At 67.9% G+C, this 24,290-nt stretch carries 18 protein-coding genes; 14 read left to right on the forward strand and 4 right to left on the reverse strand.

What is annotated here, in order from left to right; genetic code table 11:
- Positions 1-25 precede the first annotated feature (25 nt).
- Positions 26-2,128 carry a transglycosylase domain-containing protein gene (locus KME78_RS11135; RefSeq protein WP_219528749.1) on the forward strand — a complete coding sequence of 701 codons (2,103 nt, stop codon included), beginning with the start codon at positions 26-28 and terminating at the stop codon, positions 2,126-2,128.
- Between the two features lie 230 nt (positions 2,129-2,358).
- Here the strand turns inward: KME78_RS11135 and KME78_RS11140 are convergent, their stop codons facing one another.
- Together KME78_RS11140 and KME78_RS11145 are read right to left on the reverse strand one after the other, a co-directional pair.
- On the reverse strand, positions 2,359-5,724 hold the full coding sequence (locus KME78_RS11140) for a discoidin domain-containing protein (protein WP_219528750.1): 3,366 nt from the start codon (positions 5,722-5,724) through the stop codon (positions 2,359-2,361).
- A gap of 399 nt (positions 5,725-6,123) precedes the next feature.
- The gene (locus KME78_RS11145) at positions 6,124-7,182 is read right to left on the reverse strand and encodes a LacI family DNA-binding transcriptional regulator (protein ID WP_219528751.1); all 1,059 of its coding nucleotides are present in this window, start codon (positions 7,180-7,182) and stop codon (positions 6,124-6,126) included.
- A gap of 183 nt (positions 7,183-7,365) precedes the next feature.
- Between KME78_RS11145 and KME78_RS11150 the strand changes: the two genes are divergently transcribed.
- From KME78_RS11150 to KME78_RS11190, 9 genes are all read left to right on the forward strand, one after another.
- A complete protein-coding gene (locus tag KME78_RS11150) occupies positions 7,366-8,427 on the forward strand; it encodes a LacI family DNA-binding transcriptional regulator (protein ID WP_219528752.1) in 1,062 nt (353 codons plus the stop codon).
- Between the two features lie 47 nt (positions 8,428-8,474).
- Positions 8,475-9,785, forward strand: a complete 1,311-nt coding sequence (locus tag KME78_RS11155; protein WP_219528753.1) for an ABC transporter substrate-binding protein — start codon at positions 8,475-8,477, stop codon at positions 9,783-9,785.
- 61 nt (positions 9,786-9,846) lie between these two features.
- Positions 9,847-10,989, forward strand: a complete 1,143-nt coding sequence (locus KME78_RS11160; protein WP_219528754.1) for a carbohydrate ABC transporter permease — start codon at positions 9,847-9,849, stop codon at positions 10,987-10,989.
- A complete protein-coding gene (locus tag KME78_RS11165; RefSeq protein ID WP_219528755.1) occupies positions 10,986-11,885 on the forward strand; it encodes a carbohydrate ABC transporter permease in 900 nt (299 codons plus the stop codon). Before KME78_RS11160 ends, KME78_RS11165 begins: the two co-directional genes overlap by 4 nt.
- Positions 11,886-11,888: 3 nt before the next feature.
- Positions 11,889-12,851 (forward strand): glycoside hydrolase family protein, encoded by a 963-nt coding sequence (locus tag KME78_RS11170; protein WP_219528756.1) that lies wholly within the window; start codon positions 11,889-11,891, stop codon positions 12,849-12,851.
- A 189-nt stretch (positions 12,852-13,040) separates the two neighbouring features.
- Positions 13,041-15,299 (forward strand): glycoside hydrolase family 3 N-terminal domain-containing protein, encoded by a 2,259-nt coding sequence (locus KME78_RS11175; RefSeq protein WP_219528757.1) that lies wholly within the window; start codon positions 13,041-13,043, stop codon positions 15,297-15,299.
- Between the two features lie 172 nt (positions 15,300-15,471).
- A complete protein-coding gene (locus KME78_RS11180) occupies positions 15,472-16,101 on the forward strand; it encodes an SAM-dependent methyltransferase (protein ID WP_219528758.1) in 630 nt (209 codons plus the stop codon).
- 44 nt (positions 16,102-16,145) lie between these two features.
- Positions 16,146-16,853, forward strand: a complete 708-nt coding sequence (locus tag KME78_RS11185) for a hypothetical protein (RefSeq protein WP_219528759.1) — start codon at positions 16,146-16,148, stop codon at positions 16,851-16,853.
- A gap of 91 nt (positions 16,854-16,944) precedes the next feature.
- Positions 16,945-17,670 carry a TetR/AcrR family transcriptional regulator gene (locus KME78_RS11190; RefSeq protein ID WP_219528760.1) on the forward strand — a complete coding sequence of 242 codons (726 nt, stop codon included), beginning with the start codon at positions 16,945-16,947 and terminating at the stop codon, positions 17,668-17,670.
- 7 nt (positions 17,671-17,677) lie between these two features.
- Here KME78_RS11190 and KME78_RS11195 read toward each other — a convergent pair whose 3' ends face one another.
- Both KME78_RS11195 and recD2 read right to left on the reverse strand, forming a co-directional pair.
- Positions 17,678-18,859, reverse strand: a complete 1,182-nt coding sequence (locus tag KME78_RS11195) for a L,D-transpeptidase (RefSeq protein ID WP_246650915.1) — start codon at positions 18,857-18,859, stop codon at positions 17,678-17,680.
- A 160-nt stretch (positions 18,860-19,019) separates the two neighbouring features.
- Entirely contained in the window at positions 19,020-21,278 is a 2,259-nt protein-coding gene (gene recD2 / locus KME78_RS11200; protein ID WP_219528762.1) for an SF1B family DNA helicase RecD2, read from the reverse strand.
- A 58-nt stretch (positions 21,279-21,336) separates the two neighbouring features.
- On the opposite strand from recD2, the gene KME78_RS11205 reads away from it, so the two are divergent.
- From KME78_RS11205 to KME78_RS11220, 4 genes are all read left to right on the forward strand, one after another.
- A complete protein-coding gene (locus KME78_RS11205; RefSeq protein ID WP_219528763.1) occupies positions 21,337-21,513 on the forward strand; it encodes a hypothetical protein in 177 nt (58 codons plus the stop codon).
- Positions 21,514-21,776: 263 nt separating this feature from the next.
- Positions 21,777-22,094: a DUF6355 family natural product biosynthesis protein gene (locus KME78_RS11210; protein ID WP_219528764.1), complete on the forward strand. Its 318-nt coding sequence runs from the start codon at positions 21,777-21,779 to the stop codon at positions 22,092-22,094.
- 542 nt (positions 22,095-22,636) lie between these two features.
- On the forward strand, positions 22,637-23,665 hold the full coding sequence (locus KME78_RS11215; RefSeq protein ID WP_219528765.1) for an AraC-like ligand-binding domain-containing protein: 1,029 nt from the start codon (positions 22,637-22,639) through the stop codon (positions 23,663-23,665).
- 49 nt (positions 23,666-23,714) lie between these two features.
- Positions 23,715-23,978: a hypothetical protein gene (locus KME78_RS11220; RefSeq protein WP_219528766.1), complete on the forward strand. Its 264-nt coding sequence runs from the start codon at positions 23,715-23,717 to the stop codon at positions 23,976-23,978.
- Positions 23,979-24,290: the final 312 nt, after the last annotated feature.

The raw sequence follows: 24,290 nt of genomic DNA on the forward strand, positions 1-24,290 counted from the left end.
GGGCGGCTGTGCTGTCATGGCCGCCATGTCCAGCTCGCGGCCTTTCGCCCGCATCTCCAGCATGGCCCGGTTGTCCGTGGCCGCCACCGCCGCCGGGGTGGTGGCGGCGGCGCTCGCGCTGCCCGCCGTGGGCGGGTCGGGGGCGGCGCTCGTCGCCTCGGCCGAGGCGCTGAACCTGCGGCCGCGGGAGCTCACCGAGCCGCCGCTGGCGCAGAAGAGCACGGTGTACGACGCCGAGGGCAACGAGATCGCCCAGTTCTACGCCCAAGACCGCAAGGTCGTGCCGCTGGAGCGCATCGCGGCGGTGATGAGGACGGCCATCGTCGCGATCGAGGACGACCGCTTCTACCAGCACGGCGCCATCGACGTCGAAGGCACGGCCCGCGCCCTGGTCAAGAACCTGACCTCGGGCGGCATCAGCCAGGGCGGCTCGTCGATCACGCAGCAGTACGTCAAGCAGGTCCTGCTGAACGCCGCCGGCACCGACAAGGACAAGAACGCGGCCCTGGACGCCAGCTACGCGCGCAAGCTGAGGGAACTGCGCCACGCCATGGCCGTCGAGCGGAAGTACACCAAGGACCAGATCCTGGAGAAATACCTGAACATCGCCTACTTCGGTGCCGGGGCCAACGGCGTGGAGGCGGCGGCCAGGCGCTTCTTCGGCGTACCGGCCGCCCGCCTGAACCTGGCGCAGGCCGCCACCCTGGCCGGGGCCGTGCAGGACCCCAACGCGACCGCGCCCGACCGCGGGGCCACGGCGCGCGAGCTGCTGCTGCGCCGGCGCAATGTGGTGCTCGACCGGATGGAGCGGCTGGGCCGCATCACCCGGGCGCAGGCGCAGGCCGCCAAGGCCACCAAGCTCGGCTACAAGGGCGTCAAGCAGGCCAACGGCTGCCAGGACAGCCGCTATCCGTACTTCTGCGAGTACGTCCGCCACGAGCTGCTGTCCGATCCCGCCTTCGGCAGGACGCGGCGGCAGCGCGAGCAGGCCTTCAGCCAGGGCGGGCTCAAGGTCCGCACGACGCTGGACCCCACGGCGCAGCGGGCGGCCGAGGCGGCGATCGGCAAGCGCGTCTTCGCCGCCGATCGCGTGCTGGCCGCCGAGGCGCTGGTGGAGCCGGGCACGGGCAAGATCAAGGCGATGGCGGCCAGCCGCCCGTTCGGCGGGTCGGCCCGCCGGGGCGAGATCTCCTACAACGCGGTGGCCGACACCGGGCACGGCGGGCTGATCGGCTTCCAGCCGGGCTCGACGTTCAAGACGTTCACCCTGATCACCGCGCTCAAGCGGGGCATGAAGATCGACGACGGCATCACCGCCGGCGCCGGCTACACCGCGCCCGGCTACGCCACCTTCACCGACTGCGCCGGGCAGAACGTCGGCGACCCGTCCTGGACGGTCACCAACGACGAGGGCTCGCCCGGTTTCAAGACGCTCGCCAGCGGCACGTGGGGCTCGGTCAACACCTTCTTCATGGCCCTGCAGGAGCGCGTCGGCCTGTGCGCGACCGTCCAGACCGCCCGGTCGCTGGGGATCAAGCGGGCTGACGGCGCCAGGCTGCGCGAGGTCGAGACGTTCACCCTCGGCGTCAACGAGAGCGACCCGGTGACCGTGGCCACCGCCTACGCCGCCATCGCCGCCCGGGGAACCTACTGCCCGCCCATGGCCATCACCGCCGTCACCGGCCCGGACGGCCAGAGCGCCGCCTACCGGCCGCGGTGCGAGCGGGTGCTGGACCCGCAGATCGCCGACGCGACCGCCCACATCCTGTCCGGGGTGTTCACCCACGGCACGATGCGCGGCGTCGGCGGCATCGGCCGGCCGGCGGCCGGCAAGACCGGGACCACCGACGGGTATGCCAGCGCCTGGTTCGCCGGCTTCACCCCCGACCTGGCCGGGGCGGTCAGCGTGGGCGACCCGCGCGGCTCGCAGCGGCACAAGCTCACCGCCGTCACCATCGGCGGCCGCTACTACGGCGCGGTTCAGGGCGCCTCGCTGCCCGGTCCGATCTGGAAGGACACGATGATGTCCGCGCTGCGGGGTGTGGCGCCGGCCCGGTTCACGCCGGTGAACCTGGCCCGCTTCGGCGCTGCGGGGGTTGACGAGCATGCGAATGAGAAGTCGCGTTAGCAAGCTTGGTGACTTCCCGTTCCGGCCCGTCTGGACGAACCGAGGTTCTGTATGAACCGCGCCGTGACGGCCTCATCGTGGGCCGCCACCGCCAAGGCGATCGGCAGGTCACCCTTACAGGCTTGCACGGCGCGCTCCAGCATCCCGGGGCGGTTGCGGCCCCGGGATCATCCGATGGACGTGGCCTCTTCGTGATCTACGCCGGTCCGCTCTTTACCGGCACCAGCTCGTTAGTTGTACACGTTGAGTTCTGCGATCGACCACCAGTTGCCGGAGCTGCCGGTATTGACGACCTTGATGTAGCGGGCTGTCTGCGTGGGGAAGGATGCCAGTTGGGTCTGTTGGCCGTCCGCCACGATGGAGGAGACCTTCGTCCAGCCGGCTCCGTCTGAAGACACGTACACCTCCGCGCTTCGCGCATAGTCATCGGTACTGCTACCGGAATCCACCTCGACCTTGTTGAAGGTCTGCGCCTGACCCATGTCCACTTGAATCCACATGCCGTCGTACTGGCCTGTCCCAGAGCTGTACCGGGAACCGGTAGCGCCATCCAGCAGGTTTGCCAGTGCATCGGCGGGCCATGGACTCTCATCCGACGCCGTTGCGGTCCAGCCATCCCGGGCCAGCGGATCACCCATATCAGAGTTGTGGTACACGCTGAGTTCTGCGATCGACCACCAGTTGCCGGAGCTGCCGGTATTGACGACCTTGATGTAGCGGGCTGTCTGCGTGGGGAAGGATGCCAGTTCGAGCTGTTGGCCGTCCGCCGCCACGGAAGAGACCTTCGTCCAGCCGGCTCCGTCTGAAGACACGAACACCTCCGCGCTTCGCGCATAGTCACCGGCACTACTACCGGAATCCAGCACGACCCTGTTGAAGGTCTGCGCCTGACCCATGTCCACTTGAATCCACATGCCGTTGCGCTGACCGGTTCCGGAGCTGTACCGAGAGTCGCTGTCGCCATCCAGCAGGTGTCCGAGCACATCGGTGGGCCACGGGCTCACGTCCGACGCCGTTGCGGTCCAGCCATCCCGGGCCAGCGAATCACCCAGACCCTTGACGGTGAACGAAGATCCGCCTGCAGGTTGTCCGCCGGCTCCGTTCACCGACACCGCATATTTTCCGGAGGGAAGTCCGTCCGGAACGTAAGCGCTGATGCTCGTGTCCGACCAGCTGTCGACCTTGGCATGGACCGATCCGAAGTACACGGTGCCCAGACCTTGTGTCTTGCCGAAATGGGAACCGCTGATCGTGAACTTGTGGCCCGGGATGCCCTGACTCGGCGTCAAGGTGCCAAAGGCCGGCGTCGGGAAGCTTGACAGGCTCGTCGTCGTGAACATCGCCGACGTTCCGCTGGGCAGCGTGTAGGTGTACGAGCCGTCGGAGGATACGGGGAAGCTCTGGCGGCTGCGGGTTCCGTTGTAGACGACGGCAACACGCGCCCCGTCCAAGCCGGTCCAGTTCTGGAGTTCGAGGCCGTTGGACACCGCGGTGGGAGCCTGGATCGAAGCGGTTGCGCTCGAGGACCCGTACACGTTGATCTCACCGATGGACCAGCGGAAGAAGAACGACGCCGCGCTGCTGACGATGCGAATGTACTGCGCCTTCCGGGGTGCCATGGAGATGGTCACTCTTCCGAGGTCCCCGCTGCCGTTGGCGATCGCGCTACCCCAGTTGACGCCATCATCGGAGACATACACCTGGTACTTGGCAATGGAGTCGAAAGCCTTGTCCGCGGTGTTGTCCAGCACGATCTGGCTGACGGTCTTGGGGCTTCCCAGGTCGACCTGGAACCAGTCGCCGCTCTTCGCCCGAATTCCGGTGCGCCACCGTGTGCCGAGATCGCCGTCGACAGCGTTGGCCGCCGTGTCTGCCGCCGCATGCGAAGACGACTTGACGCTCCACTCGCTCCGGCTGAGCGCCTTTCCCGGTGGCTTGATGGAGGCTCCGACCGGAAGGGAGTAGGTGAGCAGGTCGTTTCCGGTCGTGTTGGCGTTCTGTATGGGCAGCAGGTCCGGATCGTAGGTGACCGTCACCGGGTTGCGCCCGCCGGTGGAGGGCTGCCGCGACTCCTCCGGCGACGACGTGGCCGTACCGAACGTGAAGTCGTGCGTGGGATCGGAGACATTGGTCGCCGCGGGGGTGGTGCCGCTCTGCGTGGGCCCGGAGTACGTGAACGTGACCGCGTTGCCGGCGTTCAAGGTGTAGTCGAACGACTGCGTCCCGTCGGCGACACTGAAGGTCTTCGCGGCGTTCCCATCGTTGTAGGCGACCAGGACCTTCGACCCGTCGGGATTCTGGAACGCGGCGTTCTCGATGCTTCCTGCCCCGAAGCTGTTGGAGGAGATCCGGTAGGCGCCGGGCTTCACGAACTTGCTGACCTGAGCGAGTGCGTAGTAGTCGGCGTTGTAGGTGACGGATCCGTTCGCCGGATCGATGGTGACCAGTCCGCGGCAAATACCGATACCGTTCGTGTCGCTGTTGAGCGGACCCTTGCTGGGGTCGAGTGCGATGTTCCACAACATCACGCCATTGGCCCAGTTGCGCGTGCCGTTGATGATCCACGTGTCGAGTGCGTCGTGGAAGGCCACCTGATTGCCGGCCTGCCAGTCACCGCCCGTGGCTTCGGACAGATAGGCCTCCTTGCCCGGATAGTCGTTGTGGGTCAGGGTCTGGTAGATCGGGCTGCCGCTGTAGATGTGCCATGCGGTCCCCGCGGCGTAATTCGAGGTCGCCGGATCGTTGAAGAACGACTCGGGATACGAAGGCACATCCCAGTTGTGGTCCCACGCAATGATCTTGGTGGAGATCTTGTCGGCCGCGAACGCCTGGCCCATCTGCTGAACCAGCTTGATGCCCTGGCGAGGCGTCAGGGACATGCCGGGCCAGGTGGGAGCGTTCAACGGCTCATTCTGCGGCGTGACGTAGGAGATGGGCACGCCGGCCTTGCCGTAGGCTCGGATGAACTTCACGAAGTAGTTGGCGAACGCGGAAGAGTGCTCGTCCTTGAGCGTGCCTCCGATCATGGAGCCGGAGGTCTTCATCCATCCCGGGGGGCTCCACGGGGTAGCCGTGACCTTGATCGACGGGTTGAGCGCGAGAGCCTGCTTGAGCTCCGGAATGATGTACGGCACATCATGCTGGATGGAGAACTTGGACAGCGTCGGATCCGTCTGTCCCGCCGGCATGTCGTCGTAGGAATAGTTCCCCGTCGCCGTGAAGTCCGAGGCGCCCATCGGCAGGCGGACCATGCTGAGGCCGATCCCGTTCGTGGGATCGAACAGCTGCTTCATCAACGTGTTCCGGCCACTGGTCGGCAGCTTGTTGATGAGCCAGGCCGAAGAGTCGGTCAGCGCCGCCCCGAAGCCGCGAATCTTCTGGTACTTGACGCTGTTGTCCACCTTGATGGTCAGCGGGTTGGTCGTTTGCTTCGTCTGGAATGAGACGTCGCTCTGGTGTGCGACCCACTTGTCGGCGGCGACGTCGGTGAGCCACACCTTGACAGGGGTGCCACTGCTCGACAGCGGCGCTGCTTGTGCGGGGTGTGACAGGACGGGTAGCGCTGTGAGGCCCAAAGCGGACGCCAGCAGCGACATCTTTCTTAATCTGCCCATGCCCATTTCTCCGGAGGACTCGTTTGTCGGGGTCGTGGTGTCGAAGCGGTTGCGTTCGCTCGCCGGCGGCCGCCGAGGAACTGCGGTCCCTCCGCGCCGATGAGGGCCGTCTCGCTGGATGTGCCGTCCGGTTGGTACGCACACGGGCGACGCTTCGGTCTCGGCAGGCGTCCCTCCTTGGCCGCTGACCGGTCGGTGGCAGCCGCCAGTGCCCACCTGAGGTGACCTCGCCCGCCGATGGCGGGTCTTGCGTCAGGTGATCGACGAGGAACTAATTCGGGTTAGTTGCCTGCAAGTTAGCCGTCCCTGTTTCCGGCGTCAAGAAGCTCTTACGAGGAAGTTTCCGGTGGATGAACGGGTGTGTCGGCGGCGTCGGGCGGCTCAGGCCCTGGTACGCGCGCCGGCCGGCGCCGCTGTGGAGTCGCGCATCACAAGTGGGCAGTGCACCAGGGTGCGGCCGGTGTGAACGGCAGACCCGCCGGCGGCCAGTTGCTCGGCCGCCAGCCGTCCCATCACGTCGTACGGCAGCCGTACGGTGCTCAGGGCCGGGCGGATCTCCGCCGCGAGCTGGAACTGATCGTCATATCCCATCACCGACACGTCCTCGGGCACCCGGATGCCCGCCTCCAGCAGGCCCAGGAGCGCGCCGACGGCCATCCGGTCGTTGCCGCACATGATCGCGGTCGGCCGGGGGCCGCGCCGCAGCAGTTTCCGCACCAGCTCGTAGCCGGAATCGGCGTGGTAGTTGCCGGACAGCACGGCGTGCTCGCGCGGATCGAGTCCCGCGCCGCGCAGGGCCTCGCGAAAGCCGCGCAGCCGGGCTTTGGTGGCCCACAAGCTGGCGCTACCGGTGAGGTAGGCGATGTCGCGGTGCCCGAGGTCGAGCAGCGCCTGGGCGGCCTCCCTCCCGCCGCGTACCTCGTCGGGCAGGATCGCCGGGGCGGGGTCGTGCGGGGCGAAGCAGTTCAGCAGGATGGTCGGCACGCGACGGGCGGCGTCCGGGAGCACCACCGACCTTGTGCCGACCGCGGCGAAGATCAGGGCGTCGGTCTGCCGGTCGAGCAGGTCGACGATCAGCTGTGCCGCCTGACGGTTCGAGCCGCCGGTGTTGACCAGGAGCAGCAGATTCCCCTGGCGCATGCACGCTTCGTGCGCTCCCTTGATCGAAGCGGCGGCGAACACGCCGAAGTCGGCGTCGTGATTGACGAAGCCGATGGTCGCGCTGCGTCCCTGGCGCAGCCCTTGCGCGGCACGGTTTGGGCGGTAGCCGAGCTCGGCGACCGCTTGCAGGACGCGCTGCCGGGTCTCGTCGCTGATCGTCTGCCCGGTCGTCTGGTTGAGCACGAAGGAGACGGTCGCGGGCGAGACACCCGCCAGGCGGGCGACATCGACCCGGCGCGGTCTGCTCGCCGCCGGTCGGTGACGTTCATCGGTTGACACGCCGCAAGAGTACGAGACAAGGCCGTTGACGCCTACGCTCTCTCCGGCATCGAGGGCGTCCGCAAGCCGGACACGGGGCGGAGGAGCAGTCGCCGTCACGGACTGGTAACGAGTGTTGACGTGACCGAAACGTGGTCGTACTGTTCCGTCAATCGATTAACGTCAATCGATTAATGAGGAGCCATGGCAGCCACTCTGAAGGACGTCGCCCTCCGCGCCGAGGTGTCGGTCGCGGCCGCGTCGCTCGTCCTGTCCGGCAAGGCCGAAGGCCGGGTCGCCGACGCGACGGCCGAGCGCGTCCGGGCGGCGGCGTCGGAGCTAGGCTACCGCGGCAACCGCGCCGCCCGCAGTCTGCGCCGGCAGTCGGCGCCGCTGCTGGGCCTGCTGAGCCTGGGCGTGGCCACTCTGCCCTACGCCGGAGCGATGCTCGAAGCCGCGCAGTCAGCCGCGCGCGAGCACGACTACGACCTGCTGTTCATCGAGGTCGGCACCCCGCACGACGTCGGCACCCCGGACGCCATTGCCGAGAACCTGCTCCTGCTGCAAGAGCACCAGGTGGCGGGCATCCTGATCGCCTCCTACTTCCACCGGGAGCTGGTCTTACCGGCGCAGCTGCCCGCGCCCACCGTTCTCGTGGACGCGCTGTGCCCGGACCGCGACATCGACTGGGTGGTGCCCGACGAGTACGTCGGCGAGAGCGGGGTGCTGGAGGAGCTCGCCCGCGCCGGCCACCACCACGTCGGCTGGATCTGTGAAACCCCGACCTACCCGGCGACCCGGCTGCGGACCAAGGCGTTCGACGACGTCGCCGCGCGCCACGGATGGGACGACGACCCGCGGCGCGTCGTCCTGGCCGAGCACGCCGACGCCGCGGACGGCTACGCGGCCATGCTGCGGCTGCTGGAGCAGTTCCCGAAGGTGACGGCGGTCGCCGCCTTCACCGACCGCATGGCCATGGGCGTCTACATGGCCTGTTTCGAGCGGGGCATCCGTGTGCCCCAGGACATGTCGATCGTCGGATTCGACGACCAGGTCCTGGTGTCGGAAGCGCTCCGCCCTGGACTGACCACCGTGGCACTGCCCCATCGCCAGATGGGCAAGTGGGCGGTGGGCCGGCTCATCGAGCGCATCGAGTCGGCGCAGGACCTGGGGGTCAGCCAGGTCCACATCAATGGCGGCCTCGTCGTCCGAGATTCGGTCGCCGCTCCGCGCACTGGTCGGATCAGGGCCAGTGCGCGGAGGTGAGTAATACCCACGCAACGGTGCAGCCGTTGCCTCCCTTGGAGGGGATCATGTCAATACTAGCCCGGAACCTCCCCGTGGCCGCCCTGGGCGTCGCCGGTGCGCTGGCGCTCGCCGCCTGCGGCGGCGGCGGGACGAGCGCGGGGCCGGCAGGTTCCGCCGCGGCCACGCCGGGTGGCAAGACCAAGGTCACCATGTGGACGCACAACGCCGGCAACGAGGTCGAGCTCAAGCTGGTCCAGCAGGTCACCGACGACTACAACGCCTCGCAGGACAAGTACGAGATCACCGTCCAGGCGTTCCCGCAGGAGTCCTACAATGACGCCATCGTGTCGGCCGCGGCGTCCAAGAGCCTGCCGTGCCTGCTCGACGTCGACGCTCCCATCATGCCGAGCTGGGCGTACGCCGACTACCTCCAGCCGCTGACCGTCGACGCCAAGCTCACCGACCCGCTGCTGCCGGGAGTCAAGGGCGTCTACAAGGACAAGCTGTACTCGGTCGGCTTCTACGACGCCGCCCTCGGCATCGTGACGCGCAAGTCGATCCTCGCCGGCAACGACATCCGGATCCCGACCGTCGACCAGCCGTGGACCATGGAGGAGTTCGACGCCGCCCTCACCAAGCTCAAGGCGTCGGGCAAGTACGACTACCCCCTGGACGTCGGCAGCGGCTGGACCGGTGAGTGGTCCCCCTACGCCTACTCCCCGTTCCTGCAGTCCTTCGGCGGCGACCTCATCAACCGCAGCGGCTTCTCCACCGCCGAGGGTGTGCTGAACGGTCCCCAGGCGGTCAAGTGGGGCGAGTGGTTCCAGGGCCTGTTCAAGAACAAGCTGGCCAACCCCAAGGAGTCCGAAGACCGAACAGCCTTCCTGCAGGGCAAGGTCGCGATGCAGTGGAACGGCTCCTGGGCCGTGGGCGACGCGGTGAAGAAGTTCGGCGACGACATCCTCATCCTGCCGCCGCCCAACCTGGGCAAGCAGCCCTACATCGGCGCCGGTTCGTGGCAGTGGGGGATGTCGGCGACCTGCCAGACCCCTGAAGCGATCAACGGCTGGATCAGCTTCGGGCTGCAGGACAAGTACCTGTCGGCGTTCAGCGAGCAACTCGGCAACCTGCCCGCCTCCGCCGCCGCGCAGGCGCTGGGCAAGAAGTTCAAGGAAGGCACCAAGGAGCACACCTACATCGAGCTCGCCCGCAAGTACGCGCTCATCCGCCCGCCGACACCCGCCTACCCGTTCATCGCCAAGACCTTCGACAAGGCGGCGCAGGACATCATCGCCGGCGCCAACGTGCAGGACACGCTGAACACCGCCGTCGACGCCATCGGCAAGAACCTGGCCGAGAACGACAACTACCAGTGATCGGCCCCGGTCCGGGGTGTGCCGCATCCACCCCGGACCCGCCCACACCTGTGAGGTCCACGTGTCCCTGACACATGCCCGCGGCAGACCCAAGCGATCCGTCACCTACATGCGGAACCGGCCCAGGCGATGGCCCAGCCGGCCCGCCGACCGCCACAAGGCCGAAGCCAGGACGGGACGGCTGTTCACCGCCCCGGCGATGCTCCTGCTGCTGATCTTCCTTCTCATCCCGATAGCCCTGGCCCTCAGCCTCGGCTTCACCGACGCCAAGCTCTCCTCGCCGCAACCGGCCCGCTGGGTCGGCCTGTCCAACTTCGAACAGTTGCTGAGCCTCAAGCAGGTCACCCTCGACGAGGCCCGGGTCCGCGAGCTCGCCGGAATGGACGGCACCGTCCGCACCGCCCTGCGCAGCCTGACCAAGAACGGCAGCGGAACCCCCTACGAGGGCCTGTCGGTGCTGTCGGACTCCATCGCCGCCGACGGCAAGAGCGGCAGCTTCTGGCTGGCAGGCGACCCGATGTTCTGGAAGTCGCTGCGCAACACCGCCGTGTTCGCCCTCGTCGTCGTCCCCGTCCAAGGAGGGCTGGGCCTGCTGCTGGCGCTGCTGGTCAACAGCAAATTCCGGGGACGGGTGTTCTTCCGCACGGTGTTCTTCCTGCCCGTCGTGATGTCGATGGTCGTGGTGTCGATCCTGTGGGCCTTCCTTTATGAGAAGGACGGACTGATCAACACCGCGATCAAGGCGGTGTTCCCGTCCTGGGAGCCGATCGCCTTCCTCGCCGAACCGTCCACCGCGCTTGCCGCCATCATCGCCATGTCGATCTGGCAGGCCGTCGGCTTCCACATGATCATCTGGTTGGCGGGGCTGCAGACCATCCCGGCCGAGCTGTACGAGGCCGCCAAAATGGACGGCGCGGGCGCCTGGCGTACCTTCACCGCCGTCACCTGGCCGGGACTGCGGCACACCTTCGTGTTCGTCCTGGTCACCATCACCATCGCCGCACTGGGACTGTTCACGCAGATCAACGTCATGACCAAGGGCGGGCCGCTGGACTCCACCTCCACCCTCGTCTACCAGGCCTTCACCGAGGGCTACGGAAAACAGCGCATCGGCTACGCCTCCGCCATCTCCTTCGTGTTCTTCGTACTCGTGCTGTGCGTCGCGCTCATCCAGCGCCGGCTGACCAGGGAGAAGGACGCATGACCACCATCAAGGCCCGCCGGGCCCTTACGCGCACCGCCTTCTACGCGGCCGGGGCGCTGTTCTCACTCGCCTTCCTGCTGCCCATGATGTTCATGATCGTGTCCAGCTTCAAAGGCAAACTGCAGATCTTCGAAGACCTCGAATCCGTCCGGGCGTTCCTGCCGGTGGGCGACGTCGGCCCCGACAACTACGAAGGCCTGTTCGGCCGGGTCCCGCTCGCCCGCTTCTACGCCAACTCCCTGCTCATCTCCATCCTCGTCGTCGGGCTCGGCCTGGTGGTCAACAGCCTGGCCGCCTTCGGCATCGCCCGGATGCGCTGGCGCGGGCAGGGCATCGTCATGGGGGTGCTCATCGCCACCCTCATCGTGCCGTTCGAAACGCTCGCGCTCCCGCTGCTGTACTGGGTCAACAATCTGCCCTACCTCTCCTTCGCCACCGGCACGCCCGAGCTCACCACCGGCTGGATCAACACCTACGCCGTGCAGATCGTCCCCTTCATCGCCAACGCGTTCTCGATCTTCCTGTTCGTGCAGTTCTTCAAGTCCATCCCGCGCCAACTCGACGAAGCCGCCTTCATCGACGGCGCCGGTTTCCTGACCGTCTACCGGCGCATCGTCGTCCCGCTCAGCGGACCGGCCTTCGCCACCAGCGCCATCCTCACCTTCCTGCCCATCTGGAACTCCTACCTGTGGCCGACGATGGTCGTCCAGGAGGAGGCTCTCCGGCCGCTGCCCGTCGGCCTGGACTACTTCTTCCAGACCAACACCGCCGAGGGCGTGCCATGGGGCCAGATCATGGGCTACACCACCCTGGTCACCCTGCCGATCATGGTGCTCTTCGTCATCTTCCAACGCAGCTTCGTGGCCAGCGTGGCCAACAGCGGAATCAAGGGGTAATCAATGTTGCGACTGGCGGACAGCTGGATCTGGGACTCGTGGTACGCCTACGACGGTGGGCTCCACCACGTGTTCTACCTCCGGGCCTCCCGCGGCCTCGGCGACCCCGACCGCCGTCACCGCCACCCGAGCGTCGGCCACGCCGTCTCCGCCGACCTGCGGGACTGGACGGTCCTGCCCGACGCGCTGACGGTCTCGGACTTCCCGGCGTTCGACGACTGGACCACCTGGACCGGCAGCGTCGTACGCGACGACGCCGGGCGATGGCGGATGTTCTACACCGGCACCACCCGGCAGGACGGCGGCGACATCCAGCGCGTCGGCGTCGCCACCTCCACCGACCTGCTCGTCTGGGACAAGCATCCGCCGCACACCGTCCTGGAGGCCGACCCCCGCTGGTACGAGAAGCACGGCCAGTCCGCCTGGCCCGAAGAAGCCTGGCGCGACCCCTTCGTCTTCCGCGGCGACGACGGCCAATGGCACATGTACGTCACCGCCCGCGCCGGCCACGGCGATTGGCGAAGCGGTGGTGTCGTCGGGCACTGCACCTCCACCGATCTGGAGCAGTGGCACGTGCAGCCGCCGCTGACCGAGCCCGGCGCCGGGTTCGGTCACCTCGAGGTCGTCCAGGCCGAAGTCGTCGACGGCACTCCCACGCTGATCTTCTCGTGTGCGAGCGCCCAACTCGACGACGACGCTCTGCGCCGTTACGGCACCGGAGGAGTCTTCAGCGTCACCGGGCCCAGCATCCACGGTCCCTTCGACATCTCCACCGCCCGGCTGTTCCCCGACACCTCGCTCTACGCCGGTCGCCTGGTCCGGCACGACGGCCGCTGGCACCTGATGGCGTTCCGCGACCTTGTCGACGGCCGCTTCGTCGGCGAGCTCGCCGACCCCGTCCCCGTCACCAGTACGCCGGATGCGGGCCTGCTGCCTGCCGTCGACCGCAGCGGGGCGCCCCGGTAGGTCTGCCGCCGGGGACGGCGAAGACGGCGGGCGGACGGCGGGCGAGCCCCGCCCCAGCAGGCGGCAGCGTCCTTGCGACGAAGCGCCCGCCGTCGGCAAACAGCTCTGTGACCTGTGACGACTCACGACTTGGAGGCCATAGTGGGACAGCCGGTCCACTCTGCCACATACCTGGATCCGGAAGCGTCCGTGGAAGCAAGGGCCGAGGACCTGCTGTCCCGCATGACCCTGCCGGAAAAGGTCGGGCAGTTGCTGATGCTCGACGCACAACACGGGGATCTGGCGGACATCGTGTCGGCCAAGCTGGCCGGGTCGGTCCTGCATGTGCCTCCCGCGCTGATGCCGGAGGCCATGGAACTGGCCCAGCGAACCCGGCTGGGCATTCCGCTGCTGACAGCCGACGACGGCATCCACGGCCACTCATTCTGGCCGGGCGCGACGATCTTCCCGACACAGCTGGCCATGGCCTGCACCTGGGATCCCTCGTTGCTCCAGCGGGTCGCCCGTGCGGCCGCGACCGAAATCGCGGCGACCGGAATCCACGGGACGTTCTCCCCGGTGCTGTGCGTCACCCGGGACCTGCGCTGGGGCCGGGTCAACGAGACGTTCGGCGAGGACCCGCTCCTGATCGGTGAGCTGGGGGCGGCGATGGTGCGTGGCTATCAGGGTGAGGGCCTCAGCGACCCGACAGCCGTGCTGGCATATGCCAAGCACTTCGCGGGCTACTCCGAGACCCTGGGCGGGCGCGACGCGAGCGAAGCCGATCTCAGCCCACGCAAGCTGCGCTCGTGGTTCCTGCCCCCGTTCGAGCAAGCGGCTCGTGCCGGCTGCCGCGCTTTCATGCTCGGCTACCAGTCGATCGACGGGGTTCCCATCACCGCGCACCAGTGGTTGCTCAACGATGTGCTCAAGGGCGAATGGGGCTTCACCGGCACGCTGGTGACCGACTGGGACAACGTCGGCCGGATGGTCTACGACCAGCGGGTCTGCGCCGACTACGTCGAGGCTGCGGCGGTCGCGGTCAACGCCGGGAACGATCTCATCATGGCCACGCCGACGTTCTTCGAGGCCGCACAGGAGGCGCTCGCGCGCGGCCTGATCGACGAGAAACAGATCGACGACGCGGTACGGCGGGTGCTGCGGCTGAAGTTCGAACTCGCGCTCTTTGAGGACCCCCGCACCCCCGACCCCGAGCGGCAGGCGCAGGTGATCGGCTGCCGCGAACACGCCGACCTCAACCTCGAGACCGCCCGTCGTTCCCTGGTGCTGCTGCGCAACGAAGGGATCCTGCCCTTCGAAGGCGGGCTGACCTCGGACGGAACGGGCCGCGCCGCAAGCCGGGGCACGCCGAGGACGATCGCGGTCATCGGCCCCAACGCCGACAGCCCGGAAGCCATGCTCGGCGACTGGGCGGGGGCCTCGGGCCAGGTTCCGTGGATGCCCGAAGGCCATCCACGCGAGTCGGTGGAGACGGTGCTCGACGGCCTTCGCGCCGTCGCACCCGCCGGCTGGACCGTCATGCACGCCCGCGGAGCCGACATCGAAAGCCCCGCCTCTGACCCCGATGGGTCCATCGGGCCCGACGGCCAACCGCAGGCGCCCGTTTTCACCCCCGCTCCGGTCGACCAGGCCCAGCTTCGGGAGGCCACTGCCGCGGCAGAGGCCGCCGACTACGCCGTCGTGGTGGCTGGGGACAGCATCGCTCTCACGGGCGAGGGGCGCTCGACGGCCACGCTCGACCTCCAAGGAGGTCAGATCGCGCTGCTGGACGCGGTCGCCGCCACCGGCACACCGACGATCGTCGTACTGATCCAGTCCAAGCCGAGCACGCTGCCGGACTCCGCTCTCAACGCGGCGGCGCTCATCGAGGCGTTCAACCCAGGTATGCGCGGTGGCCGCGCCATCGCCGAACTCCTGCTCGGGCTCATCGAACCCAGCGGCCGACTCCCGCTCTCCTTCGCACGCCACGTCGGACAGCAACCCGTCTTCTACAACCAGGTGCGAGGCCAGCACGGGGACCGCTACGCGGATCTCACCCAGAACCCCATGTTCGCGTTCGGCGAGGGGCTCACCTACACCACCGTCACCTACTCCGACCTTGTCGTGCACGACCCGGATATCTCTGCTGACGGCACCGTCAATGCCACGGTACGACTCACCAACAGCGGCAGCCGTTCGGCCCTGGAAACGGTCCAGGCATACATCAGCGACCTGACCACCAGCGTCACCTGGGCCGAGCAGGAGCTGAAGGCTTTCACGCAGGTCGAGATCCCTCCCGGCGAGAGGCTGGACGTCGACATCAGCATCCCTGCCTCGCACTGCTCACTCGTCACAGCCGACAATCGCCGCGTGGTCGAACCCGGCGAGTTCACCCTCCGCGTCGGCCCCAGCTCTCAGCGGGAGCAGCAGCTGAGCGCAGGATTCCGCATCCGGCCAAAAACTGGATGAATTCCGCAGGTCAGCACCATCGGAACGGCCCTCCACGCCAAGCGGTGCTCCAGGGACCGCGGCGCGCTGGGCAGGTGGGCGCAAACGCGCTGTTTGCAGGTTCGGCAAAGGGATTTGCCTGGCCGGGAGGCGCGGGTGGAGCATCTGCGGTAAACGGAGGAAGGACGCGCAGATGGCCGATGACACAGAGCTCTGGGACGCTCGCTACCGTGAGGGCGATCAGATCTGGAGCGGGAACCCCAACGTCATCCTGGTACGTGAGGCCACCGGCCTGGAGCCGGGCAGGGCGCTGGATCTGGGATGCGGGGAAGGGGCCGACGCCGTCTGGCTGGCGCGGCGCGGGTGGCGGGTCACCGCCGTCGACATCTCCGGCGTCGCCCTGGAGCGGGCGGCCCGGCACGCGGCACGCGAAGGCGTCGCCGAGCGGATCGACTGGCAGCGGCACGATCTGGCGGCCTCGTTCCCTGAGGGCCTGTTCGAGCTGGTTTCCGCGCAGTTCCTGCACTCTCACGGGGACCTGCCGCGGGAGAAGGTCCTGCGCAGCGCCGCCGCGGCCGTCGCGCCGGGCGGGGTGCTGCTCGTGGTGGGCCACGCGGGGTTCCCGCCGTGGGAGCACGATCACCCTCACGACCTGCGCTTTCCCACCCCTGATGAGGTGCTGGAGGCTCTGGAGCTGCCGGAGGGGCAGTGGGAGGTGCTGCTCAGCGAGGAGCACGAACGCAGCCAGACCGGCCCCGACGGGCAGGCGATCGTCCGGACGGACAACGTGGTCAAGGTACGGCGGGTGAGCCATCCAGGCTGAGCGCCCACTAGAGTCGGAGCGTTTTCGGAGCCGCGGGGGGCGAGATGTCGTTCAAGGCCGAGCAGATCGCGAGACTGGCCGGGTCGGGGTGGGCGCGGTGCCCGTCGGTGGCCTCGGCGGTGGCGGCCGCCGGGCTGCCGGCCGTGACAGCGGACTACCTGGCGACGGCTTTTCCCGACGAGCGGTGGGAGGCCGCCGAGCGGGCCGCGTCGGCCCTGGGCGAGCACTTCGCCGCGGCGCGCTTCGCCGAGGAGACGACGTACGGGGTCCTGCTCGTACCGGATCCGGACCGGCTCGACACCCGGCGGCCCATGGCGGCCGGCACCCGGCGGGACCAGCTCGGCGTGGCCACCGCCGACGTGTTCGACGCGCGGCTGCCCGCGGGCGTGCTCGGGGTGCGGCCCGGCCGGCCGTGGGCCATGGTCGTCACGGTCACCGGTGCGTTCGGGCCGTCGCTGGGCAGCCACGACCAGATCGTGAACGGGGCCGCGCGGGCGTTCACGGTGGGTGGCGTCGACACCAGGGCGTTGATGATCCGTCAGGTGTGGGGCGCCCGGGTGCTGCAGGGCGGCCGTGAGCTGCCTGACTGCGAGGCGAACGAGCGCTGGACGTTCACGTTGTTTCCGGGTGAGGGTCTCACCGATGGGCTCGCGGAGTCGGGCACCGTGCTGAAGGGCAAGGTGCGCTTCCGGCTGGGCAAGGCGAATCGGGGCATCGGTTCGGCCCGCGCGGCCCCCGCCATAGCCGTCTGACAGGCCTGCGCACACTGTACTCATGAAGCTGATCGTTCGCAGGAGCGCACGATGTACGCTACGGTGGCCGGAGAACAGAGGAGACCACCGCATGCCAGCCGACCAGCACCCCATCCCCTCGGTATGGGCCCGCCCGCGCGCCAGGCGGGAGCAGCCGGCGCTGAGCCGCGAGCGGATCGTGGCCGAGGCCGTCGCGCTGCTGGACGCCGAGGGCATCGACGCCCTGAGCATGCGCAGCCTCGGGACCCGGCTGGGGGCCGGGGCCACCTCGCTCTACCGGCACGTGGCCAACAAGGACGAGCTGATCGAACTGGTCGTGGACGAGGTCTACGGCGAGCTGCGGGTGCCCGAGGCCGGCGATGCGGCCGGCTGGCGGGCGGCCATCGCCGCCGGCGCCCACAGCCTGCGCTCGATGATCCTGCGCCACCCCTGGCTCGTGTCGGTGCTCGGCCAGGTCGGGCTCGCCGACCTCGGCCCGAACCTGACCCGCCAGTCCGAACGGCTGCTGGCCGTCTTCCAGGCGGCGGGTTTCGATCCCGTCGAGGCCGACCAGGCCATGAGCACGATCATCGCCTACGTCATCGGGATGACCCTCAGCGAGGCGGCCTACCTCGCCCTGCTCGCCCGCAGCGGCCAGAGCGAGCAGGACCTGCTGGAGAGCCTGCGTCCGGCCGCCGAGCAGGCCGTGCGCGAGCATCCCCTGCTGCGCGACGGGTACGCCGCGCGGCAGGGCCAGGACCCGCGGCTGGTGCGCGAGGACAACTTCGCCTACGGCGTCGAACGCGTCCTGGACGGCTTGCAGGCCCGGCTCACGTGACCCCGCGCTAGAGGGCGCTGCCCTTCTTCCACTTGGAGAAGGGCAGCTGCCAGAAGCCCCAGCCGTTGTTCCACTCCAGGTCGCGGGTGGTGCCGGTGATGTCGACGACGTCGCCGCGCTGGAAGTGGTTGTAGAACCACAGGGCCTGGTCGGGGCGGGAGTTGATGCAGCCGTGGCTGACGTTGGAGCGGCCCTGGGCCCAGACGTTGTCCTTGGCGTGGACGTACTCGCCGGAGTTGGAGATCCGCACGGCGTGGTTGATCATGACGTCGTAGTAGCCGGGGTCGCCCTTCTTGCGGCCGGGCGAGATCATGCGCACCGGGTTGCCGCGCTCCATGGTCAGGTGGACGCCGGAGGTGGTGGTGTACTCGCGGGTGGTGGCCATGCCGGCGCTGATGCGCATCGTCTGCACGCGCTTGCCGTCGCGGTAGACGTACATCATGTGCTTCTTGGTGTCGACCTTGCTGATCACCCTGGCGCCGATCTTCAAGGAGGTGTCGTAGTCCTTGACCCCGTACAGGCCCTGGCCGCCCTTGACGCCGGTCAGGCGGGCGTTGAACGTGACCTTCTGGTGGGCGGGCCAGTACTTGGCGGTGCGGTAGATGACGGTGGTGTCGTTGATCCACCGCCAGGCGCCCTTGGCGGGCTTTTGCGCGTCGACCTCCAGGGCGCGCTCGACCTTGGCCTTCTCGCTGACGGGCTGGTTGAAGGTGACGATGATCGGCGCCCCCACGCCGACCGTCTCCCCCTTGGCGTTGGGCGTGACGTCGGCGACCTGCAGTTCGCGCTCGGGCGTGAGCGTCTTGAACGTGCTGGCCGCGCTGGTCACGCCCGCCTTGGCGCTGACGTTGTACGAGCTGGAAGGGCGCAGGGTGCCCTTGGAGACCCATTTGGTCTTGTCGGCGTTGAAGGTCCCCTCGACGGCCTTGCCGCCGCCTTCGGCCGTGACCTCTTCCAGGGTGCCACCGGCGGCGGTCACGACGATCTTCTTCTCGGGGCTGACCTTCGAGGTGCCTTCCGCGGGCGAGATCTTGATCGTCGGCGCCTCGGGGGTCGCCGAGGTGGTCGCTTTGGCCGCCTCGGCGTTGCGCTCGGCGGTGGGCGCGCTCGAGCAGGATGCGGTCAGTACCGCGGCCGCGAGCAGGGCCATGCCCGCGACGGGCGTCCTCCAACCGGGCGTGACGTTCAAGTCAGTCCTCTCCCCCATAACAGCAAAGTCAATGTCAAAGACCTTAATGCTCCTGCATGTATGACGCGGATGAGTTTGGGATAGTTCGATAACGTTTGAATCACTTGTTGCTGAGAACCCCAGGTCAAGCGCGCGCCACAGGGGTAATGAGGAGAAATCCTCAGTGCTGGGCCAGGCGGTGGGTCAGGCTGGTGTGCCGCCGCCCGGCGCCCTTGGTCCGTACGGCCTGCGCCAGCGCGCGCCGCGACCCGACGATGACGACCAGCCGCTTGGCCCGGGTGATCGCGGTGTAGAGCAGGTTGCGCTGCAGCATCATCCAGGAGCTGGTGGCCAGGGGGATGACCACGGCCGGATACTCACTGCCCTGGGAGCGGTGGATGGAGACCGCGTAGGCGTGGGCGAGCTCGTCGAGCTCGTCGAAGGCGTACTCGACCTGCTCGTCCTCATCGGTCAGGACGGTCAGCTTCTGCTCGTCGGGGCGGATGTCGACGACGATGCCGACGGTGCCGTTGAACACCCCCGCCGCGCCCTTTTCGTAGTTGTTGCGCAGCTGGGTGACCTTGTCGCCGACGCGGAAGACCCGCCCGCCGTAACGCCGTTCGGGCATGTCCTCGCGCGAGGGGGTCAGGGCCTCCTGCAGCGCGATGTTGAGCGCGCCGGCCCCGGCGGCGCCGCGGTGCATGGGGGCCAGCACCTGTACGTCGCGGCGCGCATTGAGGCCGAACTTACGCGGGATGCGCCGGGCCACCACATCGACGGTCAGCGCCGCGATCTCCTCCGGCTCCTCGCACGGGAACAGGAAGAAGTCCGTCATTCCCTCCAGTTTCGGGTGCAGGCCGGTGTTGACGCGGTGGGCGTTGACCACCACGCCCGACTCCTGGGCCTGGCGGAAGATCTGCGTCAGCCGTACGCGGGGGATGTCCTCGGCGGCCAGCAGGTCCTTCAGCACCTCGCCCGCGCCGACCGAGGGCAGCTGGTCCACATCCCCCACGAACAGCAGGTGCGCGCCGGGCGCGACCGCCTTGACGAGCTTGTTGGCCAGCAGCAGGTCGAGCATGGACGCCTCGTCCACCACCACCAGATCGGCGTCCAGCGGGTTGTCGCGGTCGAAGGTGGCATCCCCGCCGGGCCGCAGCTGCAGCAGCCGGTGCACGGTGGTCGCCTCGTGGCCGGTCAGCTCGGCGAGCCTCTTGGCGGCCCGGCCGGTGGGCGCGGCCAGGATCACCTTGGCCCGCTTGGCGCGGGCCAGCGTCACGATGGAGCGCACGGTGAAGCTCTTGCCGCAGCCCGGCCCGCCGGTCAGCACCGCGACCTTCTCCGTCAGCGCCAGCCGTACGGCCTGGCGCTGCTCGGCGGCCAGGTCGGCGCCCGTCTGGCCGCGCAGCCACTGCTCGGCCCGCTCCCAGTCGACCTCGGCGAAGGCGGCCAGCCGGTCGCGCCCGCCGCGCAGCAGCGACAGCAGCGCCGAGGCCAGCGACAGCTCGGCGCGGTGGAAGGGCACCAGATAGACCGCCGGCACGATGTTGTCGCCGGCCGGGATCTCCTCGCGTACCACGCCCTCCTCGCCGACCAGCTCCTCCAGGCAGTCGGCGACCAGGGCGGCGGGCACCTCGAGGATCTTGACGGCGTCGCCGATGAGGTTGGGCGCGGGCAGGTAGCAGTGGCCGTCGTCGGCGGCCTGGGACAGGGTGTAGCGCAGCCCGGCCTTGACGCGCTCGGGGCTGTCATGGGGGATGCCGACCGCCTGGGCGATGGTGTCGGCGGTCTTGAAGCCGATGCCCCACACGTCGTCGGCCAGCTGGTACGGCCGGCTCTTGACGACGGAGATGGAGCCCTCGCCGTACTCCTTGAAGATGCGCACCGCGATCGAGGTGGACACGCCGACGCCCTGCAGGAAGATCATCACCTCTTTGATGATCTTCTGCTCCTCCCAGGCGGCGGCGATCAGCTTGGTCCGCTTGGGGCCCAGGCCCGGCACCTCCACCAGCCGCTCGGGCGCCTGCTCGATGACCTCCAGCGTGGCGGTGCCGAAGTGGTCGACGATCCGCTCGGCCATCTTCGGCCCGATGCCCTTGATCAGGCCGGAGCCCAGGTAGCGGCGGATGCCCTGGACGGTGGCCGGCAGCACGGTGGCATACGACCACACCTCGAACTGCTTGCCGTACTTGGGATGGGAGGTCCAGCGGCCGCTCAGCCGCAGCGACTCGCCGACCTGCGCGCCGAGCAGCGGTCCTACGACGGTCAGCAGTTCGGCGCCCGACCGGTCGGTGGCCACACGCGCGATCGTGTAGCCGGTCTCCTCGTTGGCATACGTGATGCGCTCAAGTACTGCGCTCAACTGAGTACCAACATCTTTGGAGCCCGTGTCCGGGCTTCCCTCGGGCCTCCCCACGCCGATGAGACTAGGGCAGATCTTCATCAGCGCGACACTTTCCGCGAGCCGCTGAGCCACTCTGTCTCACAACATGCGGGCAAAAGTGCTGGCGTCAGCTGGCGATCTCCTGGCCCGCGCTTGTGCCGAACGCGACGCCCTCTCCCCTGCCGAAGCGGCCAGGCTCGCACATCGGCCGGGACGCATCTGCCTGACGGACCTGCCCGACCTCGAACGACTGCGGGAACGGCAGCAGCCCCAACTGTCGCCGTTGGGGGCGTGAGCGATGAGACGTACGTCGAACACTGGTCCCCCCAATGAGCCGTCTCTGGGACGGTGCTTTTCCAAGGCGCAAATCCACCGGCCATGTTGGGTTTCGGTCGACAGGCTTCTCGCGGTCCCTTGAGTTGTGGTCAGGCAGAGAAGCTTTCCGCTCGGCGGACTGTCTAATTACCGGCAAATGTCCTCCTGCTGCCCTGTTTCTCGCGTCCACCATCTCGATACTTGTTAAGTACCTGTACTAGCTGGGCATCTCTGGAGGAAATTATGAGCTTCACAACGTCCGCCTTCGCGAAGTCGGCGATCGTAGCCTTAGCGGCCGCCACCGTCGCGTTGGCCGGGGCTCCGGCCTCAGCCGCGACGATCGCCGATCCAGAAACAACCGCCCAGTTGCGCTGCGGCTACTACAGAGACGCGAACGGAAACTGGTACGGGCACTGCGATGCGCCTCCGCGGACCGACGTCATCATCAGAGTCGAGTCGTATACCGGCAATTACGACATGTGTGTCAAGCCGGGGCTGACGAAGCTCGACCCCTTCGCCCATGGAGCCTATTACGTCGGCAGACTGTGCTCGGCCGGGTGACGCAAGACCTCGCGGCTGCTGGGCGGTTCGCCCTGCAGTCGCGACACCGGGAAGGGAAAAGCCGGCTGCATCGGGGCGGATTTTGATTGCGGCGATACCCGGCCCGAGAGATCTGGGATAACGCTCGCAATCTCGGCTTTCGCACAGACTCTCACGTGCAGCGGTCCTACAGGTAGGAGCGGCGCGCCCGGATCATCAGAGCCGAAGAGGCCGACGCGCCCAACGCCGTGAAGTACGCTCGCCGTTGCCGAGTGCACGCACCAGACGGGTGGAAACGATTGGTCCCGCAGGTCGAGGGTGATGAACAGTTCGCCCACGTTGATCGCCGCTACACCCCCTCGTGGAGTTGTGCAGTAGGCAATTAAGGACGCGAGCCGCTAGATGCGCGACGCTCGGATAATGTCCGGCGGCTGCCTCGATCCGCCTAATCAGGCATTCGATCCGCCGTAGCGGTTTCGATGCCGAACGTTGCTTGTGCGGATAGGTATTCGGCCGCGACGAGGACAACGGCAAAACAGTTGCGTCGGCAACCTGCTCAGGCAATGCTGATCCGGCCAGGTGGTGTCAACCCTGTGGTGGGGATGATGGATGTGATCAGCACCGCCGACGTTCCGGCGGGAGAGCGGTTCGGTTTCTGGCGCGAGGTGCACTCGAAGCTCTGGGCGCCCTACGATTTACGCTGCGAATCGCAGTGGATGAGTCGATTCCGGGCTCAGGTCGCTATCAGCGACTTCGGCCCCGTACAAGTGACGCGGATAAGCACGGAGCCGCACTCGATCCACCGCACGCCCAAGCTCATTCGCCAGGGCGATCCCGAAGTGTTCATCCTGGCCTGTACGGTGCGCGGTGGCGGCGTGGTGGTGCAAGACGACCGGCATAGGGAGGTCGGAGTCGGAGATCTGGTGCTTTATGACACTTCGCGCCCCTATTGGGCCGAGTTCGCGCCGGATGTTCCAGCGAGCCAGCAGCAACTGCTGCTGCTGCGCTTCCCGCGCTCGTTGCTGCCGTTGCCCGCCCGGGACCTGCGGCGGCTGAATGGAGTTCGCATCCCGGGCGCCCAGGGCGTCGGCTCGCTGTCGTCACAGTTCCTGCTGCAGATCGCCGGGCACATGGACGAACTCAGTCCGACCGACACCGCCCGGCTGTCCACCCTCACGCTCGACGTGCTGACCGCGGTGCTCGCCAATGCGCTGGACACCCAGAGCGCGGTGCCGCCCGATACCAGGCGACGAGCGCTCATGGCTCAGATTCACGCCTTCATCCGGGAAAACCTCGGCGATGCGCGGCTGGATCCGGGCGCGATCGCCGCAGCGCACCACATCTCCCTGCGCTACCTGCACAAACTCTTCCACCAGGAAGGGCACACCGTCGCCGGTTGGGTACGCGAGCGCCGCCTGGAGCACTGCCGGCGCGACCTCGCCGACCCCCTTTCGGCCACCCGCCCGATCAACGCCATCGCGGCTCGGTGGGGGTTCACCAGTCCCGCGCATTTCAGCCAGGCGTTTCGCAGCGCCTACGGCCTTTCACCGCGCCAGTTCCGCGAGCGGTCCGCGACAGTGCACCCGGACTAAAGGCGTGTGCGCCCACCCGTAACGACAGGCCCGACTACAGCCTGCACCCTTGAGCGAGGAAGCCAACGAGAATCCACGCAAGGAGCGCAGGTTCGCCTGCCAGGAAGGGCACAATGACACACGAGAGAGCGATCATCCGTACCAGCGTGTCTGCGTCGCGGTACTCGACTACCAGGACGACCGGATCAATACCTGGAAGATCTGGGACCTCTACGAGTGCGGCGACTACGCGCTATATAACTGGTACCGCCATGGCTGGATTCGGAACAACCAATCCGGCTGGGAGCCTGCCTGGTACATCCACCCATGCTGAATGATGCACACCACGGCATCTGTATGTGATCAACTGTCGGCCCCCGGATCGTGCTGATGTCTGCGGATCCTCCCTCCTCGAAGGCATGACGATGACGATCCACGATTGTTGACTGTCTTGCTGGTCGGTTCGGCCTGCAGGGGGTTGCTCGTCACGTTCGCCGTGGTCTGGTTGCCGTAGTGGCCGCCGATCATCCCCGGGGGGAGCATCGCGACCGGCTTCGGTGTGCACGCCTTCGCCAGTTGACCTGCGCCGCTCCAACGCCACGCTGATCAGGTCCGGCGGATGGTTCTTCACCCGGCATACAGCTCA

It is taken from the genome of Nonomuraea guangzhouensis (genome assembly GCF_019396345.1).
GTDB lineage: Bacteria > Actinomycetota > Actinomycetes > Streptosporangiales > Streptosporangiaceae > Nonomuraea > Nonomuraea guangzhouensis.

Bases quoted from the DNA above. Each gene is read 5' to 3' on its own strand.
- KME78_RS11150 (WP_219528752.1), top strand. From the start codon at position 7,366: ATGGCAGCCACTCTGAAGGACGTCGCCCTCCGCGCCGAGGTGTCGGTC.
- recD2 (WP_219528762.1), bottom strand. From the start codon at position 21,278: ATGAAGATCTGCCCTAGTCTCATCGGCGTGGGGAGGCCCGAGGGAAGC.
- KME78_RS11190 (WP_219528760.1), top strand. From the start codon at position 16,945: ATGCCAGCCGACCAGCACCCCATCCCCTCGGTATGGGCCCGCCCGCGC.
- KME78_RS11210 (WP_219528764.1), top strand. From the start codon at position 21,777: ATGAGCTTCACAACGTCCGCCTTCGCGAAGTCGGCGATCGTAGCCTTA.
- KME78_RS11155 (WP_219528753.1), top strand. From the start codon at position 8,475: ATGTCAATACTAGCCCGGAACCTCCCCGTGGCCGCCCTGGGCGTCGCC.
- KME78_RS11170 (WP_219528756.1), top strand. From the start codon at position 11,889: ATGTTGCGACTGGCGGACAGCTGGATCTGGGACTCGTGGTACGCCTAC.
- KME78_RS11215 (WP_219528765.1), top strand. From the start codon at position 22,637: ATGCTGATCCGGCCAGGTGGTGTCAACCCTGTGGTGGGGATGATGGAT.
- KME78_RS11185 (WP_219528759.1), top strand. From the start codon at position 16,146: ATGTCGTTCAAGGCCGAGCAGATCGCGAGACTGGCCGGGTCGGGGTGG.
- KME78_RS11165 (WP_219528755.1), top strand. From the start codon at position 10,986: ATGACCACCATCAAGGCCCGCCGGGCCCTTACGCGCACCGCCTTCTAC.
- KME78_RS11140 (WP_219528750.1), bottom strand. From the start codon at position 5,724: ATGTCGCTGCTGGCGTCCGCTTTGGGCCTCACAGCGCTACCCGTCCTG.
- KME78_RS11180 (WP_219528758.1), top strand. From the start codon at position 15,472: ATGGCCGATGACACAGAGCTCTGGGACGCTCGCTACCGTGAGGGCGAT.
- KME78_RS11135 (WP_219528749.1), top strand. From the start codon at position 26: ATGTCCAGCTCGCGGCCTTTCGCCCGCATCTCCAGCATGGCCCGGTTG.